The organism is Kosakonia sp. MUSA4, assembly GCF_013085925.1.
Lineage (GTDB): Bacteria > Pseudomonadota > Gammaproteobacteria > Enterobacterales > Enterobacteriaceae > Kosakonia > Kosakonia sacchari_B.
Genome location: NZ_CP025697.1, coordinates 5381697 through 5395949, shown reverse-complemented (window position 1 = coordinate 5395949; position 14253 = coordinate 5381697). Strand labels below are relative to the sequence as shown.

Genomic DNA, 14253 nt, shown 5'->3' with positions numbered 1-14253 from the left:
TCAACTGTGTTAAAGCCACTGATTGCAGTTGTTATGCTGTTGGCGGGAACCTCTGTGTTTGCCGCTGATACTCCGCTGACGGCGGCGCAATATGCGCAAAAGCTGGGGGTGGGGATGGATGTCGACTGGGCGCGTACCGATCGGGGTATTCGCGAGTTTGACCCGCTGATTGTGCGTGATTTCTACGACGCCGGTATCCGTCATGTGCGCATTCGCGTTGCCGATAACATGACGGAAGCGCGGCTGATCCACCTGCGTAAACTGGTGGAGGCCTGCGAACAGTATGGGATGATCCCGGTGATTGCCTATCAGGCAGACAGCTTCAAAGCCGATCCGGACGCCAAAAACGAAGCGCAACTGGTGGCGTGGTGGTCAACGGTAGCGAACTTTTTCGGTACTGAGCACCCGACGCTCGGTTTTGATGTGATTTATGAACCGGCTGACAAACTTAACCGCGATTTGCCTGCCCTGAATCGTGCTTATGAAAATGTCGTGCGCACCCTGCATGATATCGACGCTCAACGCATGATTTTTATTGCCCCGCGCCTGCGCGCCGCGCCGGAAGATCTCTCCTCGTTGAAACTGCCGCCACACAGCCAGAACTATCTGTTGGCCGAGTGGCACATTTTTCCGTGGGGGCCGCTGAAAAATAACGGTAAATATCCGTGGACATCGGGCACGGCGGCGGAAAAAGCCGCCATTCGCGCGCGGATTAATACGGCGGTGCGCTGGCAGCAGAAATCCGGGCATGCCAGCTGGGTTGGCGGCTGGGCGGTTGGCGAATCCATTAAAAATGCGCCCACAGAATCGCAAATGGCTTTCGCCCACTTTATGGCCTGCGAACTGAATAAGGTGAAAATTCCCTATGCGATCAATACCGATACGCAATTTTATGACGGGGAAGAGGGCGCATGGCGGCCAGGGCCGGAGCCGTTACTGAAAATGATGATTGCGCCGGAGTGCGACAAGCCCGACGCGAGGCCGGGCCATCATGAGGTTAAATCACCGGTTCATGGCGAGAAAAGCGCGTCGCCAGCGGCAGCCAGCACAACAGAATTAAAAGCCCGGCCAGCGTCATCAGCATCCCAAGGCTAAACTGGCCGTTCTGCGGCAGTTGCGAAGAGAGCCACGCCAGGCCGCCAGAGCCGATGTTCTGCAACCCGCCAACCAGCGCGCCCGCGGTGCCCGCCAGAAACGGGAATGGCTCCATCGCGCCGCTGGTCGCCAGCGGGAACAGCATTCCGGCACCGAAGAAAAACAGCGCGGCGGGTACGACCAGCGTCCAGATATTCATCACCCCGACAATGCCCGGGATCCACATCATCAGACCGGCCGCCAGGCAGCAGATCACCGCCTGCCACATCAACGAGGTAAAGCGCTTGTTCTGCCGCCCGGCAAACCACGCGCCGAAAAAGGCCGCTGGCACCGGCAGAATAAACAGGACGCTGACCGTCATACTGTTCAGGCCCAGCACGCCACCCATCAACACGCCCGAGCTGGCTTCAAAGACCGCAATTCCGGCCAGACCGCCAATCAACATCAGCAGGTAGCAATTAAATGCGCCATTGCCGAACAGGGTTTTGTAGCTGGCCAGCAGGCGGATGCGCGGCGCGTCTTTGGGTCGGGTTTCCGGCATCCAGCGCGCCATACTCCAAGTGACGACCAGGCACAGCACCAGCAAAAAGATAAAACAGGCGCGCCAGTTAAACAGTGTATTCAGTACGCCGCCGATCAGTGGCGCAAGCAGCGGGCTGACCAAAATCCCCATATTCAACAAACTGTTGGCGTGACGCAGTTCCGTACCGGCATACAGATCGCGCGGCAGCGTTCGCGCCATCACGCCACCCACGCCGGTGCCGATGCCCTGTAAGGCGCTGGCCAGAATTAACATCGACAGGCTGTGCGTAGTGATGGCGATCAGCGTCGCCAGCAAAAAGATGCTCATTCCGGCAAGGATCACCGGGCGGCGACCGACTCTGTCCGCCAGTGGGCCATAGAAGAGCTGGGAGACGCCGTAAGTCAGCAGATACGCTGCCATAACGCTTTGCACCGCGCCTTCGCGAACATTCAGGGTGAGCGCCATATCCGCTATCGCCGGGATATAGATGGTTTGCGCCATCTGCCCGACAGCCACCAGAAGCACCAGCATCAATAACAAATTGACGTTTCTCTGCCTTTTCATGTCGATGATTACTTTTAAAAAATGGAAGATTAAAGAATATATGGCTGCGATACAGCCTTAATGCCGGAGAAATCTAGCACAGCCAGATGACAGAACCACAATTACCCGGTGCAAAGACAGGAAGGAGAGAGGCAGGTTTTATAGACAACATTCGGCAACTTTTGTTGCCAGTAAGTTTCAGGAAAGGCGCAGCAGGATTGCGCCAGCGGCAATGCCACAGGCGGCAACAATCCGCAGCCCGGCAACCTGCTCTTTGAGAAGAACAAAGGCAATCAGCGCGCCGAACAGAATCGAGGTTTCGCGCAGCGCAGCAACGACCGCCAGCGGCGCTTGCGTCATCGCCCACAGCGCCAGGCCGTAAGAACCCATGGTGCCGATGCCGCCGGGAATGCCCTTTTTCCAGTTGACGAGCAGATAACGCGTCACCTCTTGCCGCCGCGCCAGCATCGCCCAGAACAACAGACAAAAACCGTTAAGGAAGAAGGTCCATAATGTGTAGCCCAGCGCCGAACCGGCAAGACGAACGCCGGTGCCATCGACTAGCGTGTAACCCGCAATAAAGCCCGAATTGATCAGCGCCAGCCAGATCCCTTTGCGGGACTGCGTGCGTCCGTTAAACGCCATCGCCAGTATCGACAGGCAGATCACGGCAATACCGCCCCACGCCACGCCAGAAAGTGAATCGCCGAGGATCAGCACGCTGATAAGCGCCACCAGCAGCGGCGCGGTGCCGCGCATCAGCGGATAGGTCTGGCTCATATCCGAAACCTGGTACGTTTTCGCCACCAGCACCGTGTAAACCACCTGCAACGCGCACGAGACGGCGAGATAAGGCACGCTGGCGAGCGTCGGCTGTGGCGAGAAAGGTAACAAAATCAGCGCAATCAGCGCGGCGGAACCGCTGACGGCAATCGCCGAATAGAGTTTGTCGCTGCCGGATTTCACGATGGCATTCCAGCTGGCATGAAGCAGAGCGGCAAACAGCAAAATGCAGAAAACGGAGAGTGTCATGGTGGCCCGGGCGAGTGAGTTGTCAACAAAATGTAACATGCCGCCCGCAGCGGATACCAGATTAGCGGTGTTAAAGAGGGGCGGTTGCCCGCCCCTCTTTGGTGCGGCTTGAACCTGAATTAACGCAGGAATTTCAGGACAGCTTCAAGCAGTTGCAACAAAGCAACAATGAGTTTCAGGATCAGAATAAACAGTTCCATTCCGCTCATACGCGTCTCCTCTGGTTCAGGAGCACCGGCTGGCTTACCTTTCCGCTGCCTGTTGTCAGCCGTGTTGTTGGCGTAACGCAGTGTGCTCGCTTAGGGGTTTAGGCGCTGACGGCACCACCCGTTTCAGCCAGGACTTGTTTGCGCCGTAGAGTTGCGGCCCCTGCACACTGATTAGCAAGGTCAGTATATATTAATGCTGTTTATATATACAGCATTAATTGGACGAAATTTTGACCTTGATCCATACTCAATGCGGGAAAAAACGCCTGAAAATTGCACGGCTGCCTGTTTCCGCGTATAGTTTCCCTGTTGACGTAACGCAGTGTGTTTGCGGCCACCAACCGCAAAAAACTGTATAAAAACCTCGCTCCGGCGGGGTTTTTTGTTTTCAGCGGCTGCATAACCAAACGTGATCCGCCGTGCAGTTTTCTGCGGGTGCGTAAAAAGCAGTTGTCGGCGACGAGATCCTGTGTTTGTATAAATCCTGTTAATTACATGACAGACAGGTCCCTAATGAACGCTTCCACAATGTCGATGAACCTACTAAAAACCGCGCATAACGCCGCGGTGGTCGTCGTGCGTGTGGTGGTGGTCGTCGGCAATGCGCCGTAGGGTCCGGAACAACACACGATTCCAAAACCCCGCCGGCGCAAACCGGCGGGGTTTTTCGTTCTCCCCCCTCCGGAAAGCTGGCCCAGAAGAAAAGGACTGGAGCATGGCAAGTTCGGGCAGCACATCACAACCCACGCGCTACACTGGCGCGCAACTGATTGTTCATTTACTGGAACGACAGGGCATCACCACGGTAACCGGCATTCCTGGCGGTACGGTTCTGCCGCTTTACGACGCGCTCAGCCAGAGCAAACAGATTCGCCATGTGCTGGCGCGCCACGAGCAGGGCGCAGGTTTTATTGCGCAGGGCATGGCGCGTACGCAGGGTAAACCGGCGGTCTGTCTGGCCTGTAGCGGGCCGGGTGCGACTAACCTGGTGACCGCCATCGCCGATGCGCGCCTCGACTCCATCCCGTTGGTTTGCATTACCGGCCAGGTACCCGCCTCGATGATCGGCACTGATGCGTTCCAGGAAGTGGACACTTACGGCATCTCTATCCCCATCACCAAACACAACTACCTGGTGCGTGACATCGCCGAACTGCCGCAGGTGATCTGCGATGCGTTTCGCATTGCGCAGTCTGGCCGTCCTGGCCCGGTGTGGATAGATATTCCTAAAGATGTGCAGACGGCGGAAATCACCCTCAGCGAACTGCCGGAACCAGGCTACAAAGCCCCTGCCCCGGCCTGGAATGCGCAGGCGGTGCGCGAAGCCGCAGAGATGATCAATGCCGCGCAGCGCCCGGTGCTCTATCTCGGCGGCGGGGTAATCAATGCGCCGCAGCAGATTCGTCATCTGGCGGAGAAAGCCAATCTGCCGACCACCATGACGCTGATGGCGCTCGGCATGCTGCCGAAGCAACACCCGCTGTCGCTGGGCATGCTGGGGATGCACGGCGCACGCAGTACCAACTTTATTCTGCAAGAGGCGGATTTACTGGTGGTTCTGGGGGCGCGTTTTGATGACCGGGCGATTGGTAAAACAGAGCAGTTCTGCCCGAATGCCAAAATTATTCATGTCGATATCGACCGCGCGGAGCTGGGCAAAGTGAAGCAGGCGCATGTGGCGATCCAGGGCGATGTCGGCGAAGTGCTTGACGCGCTGATCCCGCACGTTGAGGCGCACTCCCGCCACGCCTGGCGTAACACGGTTGAGCAACTGCAACGCGAGTTTCCGGGCGCCATTCCGCAGGGCGGCGACCCGCTGAGCCACTACGGTCTGATCAACGCCGTTGCGGCTTGTGTTGACGATAACGCCATTATTACCACCGATGTGGGTCAGCACCAGATGTGGACGGCGCAGGCTTATCCGCTTAACCGTCCGCGTCAGTGGCTGACTTCCGGCGGGCTGGGCACCATGGGTTTTGGGCTTCCTGCCGCCATTGGCGCCGCGCTGGCGAACCCGGATCGCAAAATTATCTGCTTCTCCGGCGACGGCAGCCTGATGATGAATATTCAGGAAATGGCCACTGCCGCAGAGAATAACCTCGATGTGAAGATCGTGTTGATGAACAACGAAGCGCTGGGGCTGGTTCACCAGCAGCAGAGCCTGTTCTATAAATCGGGCGTGTTTGCGGCAACCTATCCGGGGATGATTAATTTTATGCAGATCGCCGCAGGTTTCGGCCTGCAAACGTGTGATTTAAACGCCGCCGCCGATCCGCAGGCCGCGTTGCAGGAGATCATCGCCCGTCCAGGCCCGGCGTTGATCCATGTCCGTATCGACCCGCAAGAAAAAGTTTATCCGATGGTACCGCCGGGTGCGGCAAATACAGAAATGGTGGGGGAATAAGCCATGCAAACAACTGATAACGTCATTCTCGAACTCACCGTGCGTAACCATCCGGGCGTCATGACGCATGTTTGCGGGCTGTTTGCGCGCCGGGCATTCAACGTGGAAGGCATTCTCTGTTTACCGCTACAAAATGGCGAACAGAGCCGCATCTGGCTACAGGTTGCCAACGACCAGCGGCTGGAGCAGATGATAAGCCAGATCGACAAACTGGAAGATGTGGTGCAAATCATCCGTCACCAGAGCGATCCGGGCGTGTTTAACAAACTGGGGCAGTTCTTCGAGTAATCGCGCTATTTATGCGAAGCGCCCGGTAAGCCGATAATTAACTGTCGGCTTACGGCTGTCTTTACGGCTGTGCGTCAGAGGGGATTTCCCCGTATGATGAGCCTCTTTTACGCACCGGGAGCAGGTATGATTTGGTTGATGTTGGCAACGCTGGTGGTTGTTTTTGTGATTGGCTTCAGAGTGTTAACCTCTGATTCCCGGCGGGCGATCCGCCGTCTCACCGACCGGCTTAACATTCAACCTGTTCCGGTGGAATCGATGATGGATCAGATGGGCAAAACGGCGGGCAACGAGTACTTAAGTTACCTGGCGCGCCCGGATGAAGCACATCTGCAAAATGCGGCGCAGGTGCTGCTGATCTGGCAGGTTTCCATCGTCGATAGCAGCGAACAGAACCTGCAATACTGGCACCGGCTGATGCAAAAAGCGCGGCTTGCCGCGCCGATAACCGATGCGCAGGTGCGTCTGGCGCTCGGGTTTTTACGCGAGCTGGAGCCGGATACCATCGAACTGAATAACTTCCAGCTGCGTTATAACGCCCAGTTTATCCCGCAAGAGGGCGTCCACTGGCTGCACTGATCCCCCATCATAAAATGAGTTGTTGAATTGTTAATTGCGTCACAGATGATGAATGTTACACTGCGCGACCTTCACGACGAATAACTGAGCAGGTGACAAATGAGTGAGCAAACTGTGGCGCAATCTCCGCTGGATGCGGTAACCCGTCCTAACTGGTCAGCCGTTTTCGCGGTGGCTTTTTGCGTTGCCTGTCTGATCACCGTGGAGTTTTTACCGGTGAGCCTGCTGACACCAATGGCGCTGGATTTAGGCGTTTCCGAAGGCGTTGCCGGGCAAACCGTCACGGTAACCGCGTTTGTGGCTATGTTCGCCAGCCTGTTTATTACTACGGTGATCCGCGCCGCCGACAGGCGTTATGTGGTGATCGCCTTCGCGGTGCTGCTGACTCTCTCCTGCCTGCTGGTCTCCTTTGCCACTAACTTTACGCTGCTGCTGGCAGGCCGCGCTTGTCTGGGGCTGGCGCTCGGCGGTTTTTGGGCGATGTCGGCTTCGCTGACCATACGTCTGGTGCCGATGCGTACCGTGCCGAAAGCGTTGTCGGTGATTTTTGGCGCAGTGTCGATTGCGTTGGTGATCGCCGCACCGCTGGGCAGTTTCCTCGGCGGCATTATCGGCTGGCGCAATGTCTTTAACGGCGCGGCGTTGATGGGTGCAGTCTGCATTCTCTGGGTATGGCGAGCGCTGCCATCGCTGCCGGGTAAAACCGAACATCACGAGAACATGTTTGGCCTGCTGAAACGCCCCGGTGTGCTGGCGGGAATGATCGCCATCTTTATGGTCTTCGCCGGGCAGTTCTCGTTCTTTACCTATATTCGCCCGGTGTATATGAACCTCGCCGGGTTTAGCGTTGATGGCTTAACGCTGGTGCTGCTGAGCTTTGGTATCGCCAGCTTTGTCGGAACGTCCTTCTCTTCCATGGTGATGAAGCGTTCGGTCAAAATGGCGCTCGCCCTTGCACCGCTGACGCTGGCTGTCAGCGCGCTGGTGTTGATTTTGTGGGGCAGCGATAAAGTCGTTGCCGCGGGGATCGCCATCATCTGGGGTCTGGGTTTTGCGCTGGTGCCGGTGGGCTGGTCAACCTGGATCACCCGCACGCTTGCCGATCAGGCGGAAAAAGCCGGTTCCATTCAGGTGGCGGTGATTCAGCTTGCCAATACCTGCGGCGCAGCGATTGGCGGTTTCGCGCTGGATCATTATGGTTTGCTGTCGCCGCTGGTGCTTTCCGGCAGCCTGATGTTGCTGACGGCGCTGCTGGTGGCGGCGAAAGTGCGGGTAAAAGCGTGACGGCGAGATCGGCAGCGTTGAAGAGTTGATTGGTAGTGTACCGAACTCCCAGCCGTGTGGCCGCGTAAGCAGAGGTCGTTTCAGACGACCTCTTGCTGATAGAGCAGTAAATTGCGTGTGAGTCGGTTATTTTACGAGAGGGTTTTTCTGCAGATTTAGCGCCTTCATAAAATTATCATCGAGTTGCAGGTGTTGCTTCACTAACTCCGGCGGTGTGTTTGCCAGCCACTGATTGAGTGAAATGTCGGCATAGTAATCGCTTTTAAACAGCTCAAGAAAACGCAGCGGCGAGTCCCCGGTATTCTCGATGTAATGCCCCATAGCAAAGGGAACATAGCCCACATCTCCGGCCCGATAGTCAAACGTTCTGGCCTGGCCTGACGACGCGAAAACGCCCATTCTTCCTTCGCCTTCGAGATAGTATTGCCATTCGTCATTATTCGGATGCCAGTGGAGTTCTCGCATCCCGCCGGGTTGTACTTCAACTAAGGCTGCGGAAATGGTTTTAGACACCGGAAAATTAGATGAGTCCGTTATTCTGACCGTTCCTCCCGGCGCTTTTATGGGGTCCTGGCCGAGCATGTGATGGGTGAAGGCGATATCTGATTTCGTTGACCCTTTAATACTGTCCGATGAAAGTGAACCGGGCACATTACCCGCAAATATATATTCGTTCGCGGGCGAAGGGAGATTAGCGAATGTTGCCACAGGAACCTGAAAGTTTTTCGCCAATATTTCTGGTGGAATATGTTTAAACCAGTCAGAGAGCAGGAATGTACTGTCCTCATCAAATCCACCACTATCAAACGCTAAAAGAAATTCACAACCATCGGGGCCGAGACCCTGAATGGAATGCGGAATACCTGACGGGAAATACCATATATCGCCAGGACCAATATCATCGACAAACCATCCTCCTTTAGTATCAAACGCGGTAACCCGTGCATTTCCATAGAGCATATATGCCCATTCGGCTTCCTTATGCCAGTGAAGTTCCCTGATCCCGCCCGCGTTCAGTCGCATATCCACACCAGCAATGGTTGTGGATATGCCTAATTCGCGCTGGGTAACTTGCCGGGTCCAGCCTCCGCTTCCTTTACGGATATGTGAATCACTGAAGGAATAACGCAGATTCGGTAACGTACCACTATCGGTTGCGGGGGGATTTACGATATCCGGATTTTCTCCTTCACGAATAGGATCGTGTGGTCCGGGATCGCGTTGTCCAACTGGATAAGTTTTTACGGTGTTGTCATGCGCAAGCGCTTGTCCCGCAGCTAACACGACCGTACTGCCCGCAGCAAAAGCCATGAAGCCTCTTCGGGATATTTTTTGCATAAGAGAAACTCCTTCAACCATTATTAGTTCGGTAATTTCATTGAGTGGCAATTTGGTTATAGATAAACGGGTATGGTATGAAGGAATGTTTTGTAACAGGAACAATTCGCGTTAAAGCGAGGCGCTTTCTGGAAGAAATGACTAACTAATTAAATTAAATAGCTTGCTAAATATTTACACTGGCGTCTTTAGCAGTCATAAAAAATGAAAAGAGAAAGTTATTGCTACACCTTAAGGTAAATTCTGTAGCATTTTTACGATAAGTAACATTGGATAAAAAAGATATTTATCTTCTCGCGAGAATATATTTTCCGCCATGAGAAACGGAGACGGCAGGTTCGCCGCCCCCGCAGTATCATCAGAACCAGGCTTCCCACATCGCGCCGACGTTAAACGAATCGAGCGTACTGTCGTCGGTGCCATTAACCCGCGCGGTACGTTTGTTATCCACTTCGCCGCCGGTCACGTAGAAGCGCAGCATCGGGCGGAATTCCGGACCCATCGCAATCGAGATGTTCTGCGACAGCGTCAGTTTCCAGCCGTGGTTATCGCCGCCATTGTCATAATCGACGCGCTGATAACCGGCTTCCAGCCAGGTTGAATGGACATCGTTCCACCAGTGCATCGGACGAATAATCGCGCCGTAGTTGCGGCGGTTATCGGCTTTGTTGGCACTGTTATCGTAATCGTGGAAGGCCAGCAGGTATTCCACCTGGGTTTGCTGGCTGAACTTGTAGTTGCCTTCGAAGCTGGCGTAAATCGCCGTCAGATCGTCGGTTTTGTTGAATACGCTGTTGTCCGCGTTATCGGAATAACGGGCGATCACTTTGTTCACGCCGTGGTCATTGGTGTGGCTCAGCACCACGCCGCCCTGCCAGGCGCGCTGGCGGTCTTCGCTTTCGATCGCTTTGGAATCAAAGCCGTAGTTGGCATAGATCTCCAGATCGAGCGGGCCAACCTTCATGCCGTGAATTTTCGAGGTGACGGCATAGTTACCCTTATCACCCACGTTCGAACTGCCCGTACAGGTGATGCGTGATGGGTTGGCTTCATCCTCCAGTACTTCCGGGCTACAGGATTCCACGGCCGCCACGGCGGCTACGTCAAACTGCACGCCGCCAATATCGAAGTTTTTCACCCCGGCGCCCTGACCATCATGGTTCATCCAGAAGTAGTCGTTAATGCCCTGTTGCGGACGCTGGTGGAAGTCGCGTCCCGCCCAGAAGTAAGCATTCGGGTTCGAGGCCAGCAGGTTGGTTACCCCGGCATAGGCTTTTTTCAGGTTAACTTCGTCGCCCCAGTGATCGAACATCACGTTAACGTCCCAGATTGCGCCGTTATCGCCTTTGAATGCCTTGGAGAGCTGGAATTCGCCGCCGTTGCCTTCGTTACCCAGACGGCCAATGGCGGAGGCGCCATTATAGGAACCATCGACGCCGACATATTTCTGATCGCCAGACTGGAAGTGCGCGCCGTAGCGGGCATAGCCGCTGAATTTCACGCCGTAAGGAATGGCTTTATCCGGTTCCTGGGCGGTGGTTTGTGGTTCAACAATGACATCTGCTTTTTTATTGATGGCGGCATCCATTTTGGCCTGCCGTTCCGCCAGCGCTTTATCGACCGCTTTGGCGACAATGGCATCGATTTGCTCTTGCGTAAATTCTTGTGCGAAGACGGAGCCAGAGCAAAGGGTGGCCGCAACCGCCAGCGCCACTGGAAGTATTTTATTTATTCTCATGGTTATCTCAATTTAGTAAGTTATTCGCAGACAATAGTTACCCTGCGCTGGCAGGGTAAAAATATTGCCATCACCAAAAACTAATATTTATTTTGTAGAGTCGGGTACAGATTAATTAAGATTTACCGTAATCAATTCTCCATTTATTACTGTCGATATAATGAATGCAGTTGAATGATTTCTTCAGATAATTCGCGGGCCAGTAATGATGTCATTAAATGATCCTGGGCATGCACCATAATTAACGTCATTGGCTGGCGAGCTTCACCTGCATCCTGCTCAATCAATTGCGTCTGCATTTTGTGCGCCTGGCGTGAATAACCATCGGCCTCGCGCAGCAGGCTACGGGCTTCTTCAATATTGCCCTCCCTGGCCGAGCGCAGCGCCTCAAAGCACAGGCTTCGCGACTGTCCGGCGTTGACGATAATTTCCATTACCGCTTCTTCAAGTGCGACCATCATCATTATTCCTGAGTAAAACCATTAAGCGTGGCAGTGGCGGCAAACCACTCTCCACTTTTCTTAATAGTGCGTTGCTGAGTTGCCAGATCTAATTGCACAAAACCGTAGCGGTTTTTATATGCGTTACACCATGACCAGTTATCAATAAATGTCCACATATGGTAACCAAGACAATTACAGCCTTCGCTGATTCCTTTATGTAGCCATTTCAGGTGATCGCGAACAAAGGTAATACGATAACTATCGTTAATTTGTCCGTTTTCAATAAAGCGTTCTTCATTCTCGACGCCCATACCGTTTTCAGAAATAAAACAGCGTGGGTTGCCATAATTCAGACGCAGATTGGTGAGAATATCGTAAATACCTGGCTCGTAAATTTCCCACCCGCGATACGGGTTCATTTTACGGCCTGGCATTTCGTAATAATCAAACAACCACTCCGGCATAAATGGCGCATCGGGATTGACCGCGCTGTCCCGGCACTTTACCCGCCGCGGCTGGTAATAGTTGATGCCGAGCAGGTCGATTTTCCCTTCTGCAATCAGCGAGATATCTTCCGGCTGGCAGGCGGGGAGCTGATCGTACTCTTTGAGCAGCGCCACCAGATCAGCGGGATACTCGCCACGCAGTACCGGGTCGAGAAAACTGCGGTTAAACAGCAAATCTGCGTGGTGTGCCGCTTTCACATCCGCAGGATGTTGCGAGCGCGGATAAGACGGCGTCAGGTTCAGCACAATGCCGATGTCGCCGGAGTGGTGCCCGGCGCGAAACGCTCTGACAGCGCTGGCATGAGCCAGTACCGTATGGTACGCCACCGTCGCCGCGCGTTTGAAATCCACCACGTTCGGGTAATGGAAATCGTACAGATAGCCGCCTTCGACCGGCACGATCGGTTCGTTAAAGGTAAACCAGTGCTGCACCCGATCGCCGAACAGTTCAAAACAGATTTGCGCGTAACGACTAAAAGCCTCAACCACTTCGCGGCTTTCCCAGCCGCCTTTCTCCTGCATCACCATCGGCATGTCGAAGTGAAACAGCGTAATAAACGGCGTAATTCCCTGCGCCAGCAGTTCGTCGATGACGTCGTTGTACCAGGCGACAGCCTGCGGGTTCACTTCACCGGTTCCATCCGGGATCAGGCGCGACCAGCTCAGCGAAGTACGAAAACTGTTGTGATTAAGCTGTTTCAACAGCGCGATATCTTGCCGCCAGTGGCGGTAAAACGTCGAGGTCTCCTGCGGCCCAATCTGCTGGTGAAAACGCCACGGTTCGCGGGCAAACCACGTATCCCAGGTGGTGGCGCTTTTACCGCCTTGCTGGCTTTCCCCTTCGGTTTGCAGTGCCGAGCAGGCGCTGCCCCACCAGAAGTTTGCGGGAAATTCGTATTTCATTACCGACTCCTTTTCGTTACTGCTAATGCGTTACGGCTTAGTTACTGCGGACGGTTTCCGTCATCGGTGCGCTGGTCTGCGCTTTTTGTTCTTCCGCTTTCATCAGCGAGTGTTCATACGCCCGCAGGAATGGCAGATACATCAGGGCAGACATCACCATACAAATCAGGCACATCACCACCGGGCTAAAGGCCCAGTTCGCCGCCCATGAGGCACCAATTGGCGCAGGCGTTGTCCATGGCGTCAGCGAAACCACCTGTGCCAGCAGGCCCATTTTGGTCGCGGTGTAAGCCAGCACGGCGTTAACCAGCGGCACGCAGACAAACGGCACAAACAGCATCGGGTTCATGATGATGGGCGCACCGAAAAGAATCGGTTCATTGATGTTGAAGAAGCTTGGCACAACGCCCATTTTGCCAATGGTACGCAGATGCGCGACGCGGCTGCGCAGCAGCAGGAACGCCAGCGGTAAGGTCGAACCCACGCCGCCAATCAGCAGATAGTGATCCCAGAAACCTTGCAGATAGACATGCGGCAATGCAGCGCCCGCCGCCAGCGCGGCCTGGTTGGCGGAGAGGTTGGCCATCCAGAATGGGTTCATGATGCCGGTGACAATCAGCGAACCGTGAATACCGGCGAACCAGAAGATTTGGCACAGCAGCACGGAGAGCAGAATGGCGGGCAGGGAATCAGAAGCGGAAACCAGCGGCTCCAGCAGGTGCATAATCGCCTGCGGCAGGATCATCCCGGTCTGCGCTTCGATAAACAGGTTCAGCGGGTGCAGCGTACCGATCACCACCACCACCGGAATCAAAATCTCAAATGAACGCGCCACGCCGGTTGGGACCTCTTTCGGCAGGCGGATGGTGATGTTGTGCTGTTTGAGCCAGGCGTAAACGCGCGACGAGTAGATGGCGGTCAGCAAGGCGGTAAAAATGCCCTGGCCGGAGAGATACTGGGTGGAGATTTTGCCATCCGCATACGGCGCGGCAACCAGCAGAAACGCCATAAACGCCAGCAGGCCGGTCATCACCGGGTCGAGGTTAAACTGGCGGCCGAGGCTGGCGCCAATGCCGACGGAGATAAAAAACGTCATCACCCCCATGCTGAGGTTAAACGGCAGCATCAGTTGCGCGCGGTATTCGGTAGAGAAATCGAGCCAGGCGCGGGCGAAACCGACGGTGGTGTCGGCGGAAAACGGCGGGAAGATAAACACCAGCATAAAGGAGCCGATGATCATAAACGGCAGCGCAGCGGTAAAACCGTCGCGGATGGCGATAACGTACTTCTGCTGTCCAAGACGACCGGCCAGCGGCGTAATGGATTGCTCAATAACCGTAATCATTGATTGATATAAGGAACTCATAA

The 14253-nt window shown here is 54.8% G+C and carries 14 protein-coding genes; 6 read left to right on the top strand and 8 right to left on the bottom strand.

Going from position 1 to position 14253, the window contains the following annotated elements; translation table 11 throughout:
* Positions 1–33: 33 nt before the first annotated feature.
* Positions 34–1095 (top strand): cellulase family glycosylhydrolase, encoded by a 1062-nt coding sequence (locus C0557_RS25635; RefSeq protein WP_208663125.1) that lies wholly within the window; start codon positions 34–36, stop codon positions 1093–1095.
* On the opposite strand, the gene emrD is transcribed toward C0557_RS25635, so the two are convergent.
* The 3 genes from emrD to tisB all read right to left on the bottom strand — a co-directional run bounded on the left by emrD (position 998) and on the right by tisB (position 3402).
* Entirely contained in the window at positions 998–2182 is a 1185-nt protein-coding gene (gene emrD / locus C0557_RS25630) for a multidrug efflux MFS transporter EmrD (RefSeq protein WP_208662347.1), read from the bottom strand. The two genes, C0557_RS25635 and emrD, sit on opposite strands and share 98 nt — an antisense overlap.
* A 177-nt stretch (positions 2183–2359) precedes the next feature.
* Positions 2360–3193 (bottom strand): DMT family transporter, encoded by an 834-nt coding sequence (locus C0557_RS25625; RefSeq protein ID WP_208663123.1) that lies wholly within the window; start codon positions 3191–3193, stop codon positions 2360–2362.
* A 119-nt stretch (positions 3194–3312) separates the two neighbouring features.
* Positions 3313–3402, bottom strand: a complete 90-nt coding sequence (gene tisB, locus C0557_RS25620; protein WP_064562565.1) for a type I toxin-antitoxin system toxin TisB — start codon at positions 3400–3402, stop codon at positions 3313–3315.
* A gap of 513 nt (positions 3403–3915) precedes the next feature.
* Here tisB and ivbL point away from each other — a divergent pair.
* The 5 genes from ivbL (at position 3916) to nepI (ending at position 7957) form a co-directional block, all read left to right on the top strand.
* Positions 3916–4014, top strand: a complete 99-nt coding sequence (gene ivbL / locus C0557_RS25615) for an ilvB operon leader peptide IvbL (RefSeq protein WP_139227959.1) — start codon at positions 3916–3918, stop codon at positions 4012–4014.
* A 103-nt stretch (positions 4015–4117) separates the two neighbouring features.
* Positions 4118–5806 (top strand): acetolactate synthase large subunit, encoded by a 1689-nt coding sequence (ilvB, locus tag C0557_RS25610; RefSeq protein WP_208662345.1) that lies wholly within the window; start codon positions 4118–4120, stop codon positions 5804–5806.
* 3 nt (positions 5807–5809) lie between these two features.
* Positions 5810–6094: an acetolactate synthase small subunit gene (gene ilvN, locus C0557_RS25605; RefSeq protein ID WP_064562571.1), complete on the top strand. Its 285-nt coding sequence runs from the start codon at positions 5810–5812 to the stop codon at positions 6092–6094.
* A gap of 126 nt (positions 6095–6220) precedes the next feature.
* Positions 6221–6673, top strand: coding sequence for a DUF1198 domain-containing protein (locus C0557_RS25600; RefSeq protein WP_007369421.1), 453 nt, complete (start codon positions 6221–6223; stop codon positions 6671–6673).
* Positions 6674–6772: 99 nt separating this feature from the next.
* Complete coding sequence (nepI, locus tag C0557_RS25595) at positions 6773–7957, top strand: purine ribonucleoside efflux pump NepI (protein ID WP_208662343.1); 1185 nt, start codon at positions 6773–6775, stop codon at positions 7955–7957.
* Between the two features lie 126 nt (positions 7958–8083).
* Here the strand turns inward: nepI and C0557_RS25590 are convergent, their stop codons facing one another.
* The 5 genes from C0557_RS25590 to C0557_RS25570 form a co-directional block, all read right to left on the bottom strand.
* Complete coding sequence (locus tag C0557_RS25590) at positions 8084–9295, bottom strand: oxalate decarboxylase family bicupin (RefSeq protein ID WP_074776328.1); 1212 nt, start codon at positions 9293–9295, stop codon at positions 8084–8086.
* Positions 9296–9653: 358 nt separating this feature from the next.
* The gene (locus C0557_RS25585) at positions 9654–11033 is read right to left on the bottom strand and encodes a carbohydrate porin (protein ID WP_208662341.1); all 1380 of its coding nucleotides are present in this window, start codon (positions 11031–11033) and stop codon (positions 9654–9656) included.
* Positions 11034–11179: 146 nt separating this feature from the next.
* Complete coding sequence (locus tag C0557_RS25580) at positions 11180–11491, bottom strand: PTS lactose/cellobiose transporter subunit IIA (protein ID WP_175518632.1); 312 nt, start codon at positions 11489–11491, stop codon at positions 11180–11182.
* 5 nt (positions 11492–11496) lie between these two features.
* Entirely contained in the window at positions 11497–12885 is a 1389-nt protein-coding gene (locus tag C0557_RS25575) for a glycoside hydrolase family 1 protein (protein WP_208662339.1), read from the bottom strand.
* 37 nt (positions 12886–12922) lie between these two features.
* Positions 12923–14251 carry a PTS sugar transporter subunit IIC gene (locus C0557_RS25570; protein ID WP_208662331.1) on the bottom strand — a complete coding sequence of 443 codons (1329 nt, stop codon included), beginning with the start codon at positions 14249–14251 and terminating at the stop codon, positions 12923–12925.
* Positions 14252–14253: the final 2 nt, after the last annotated feature.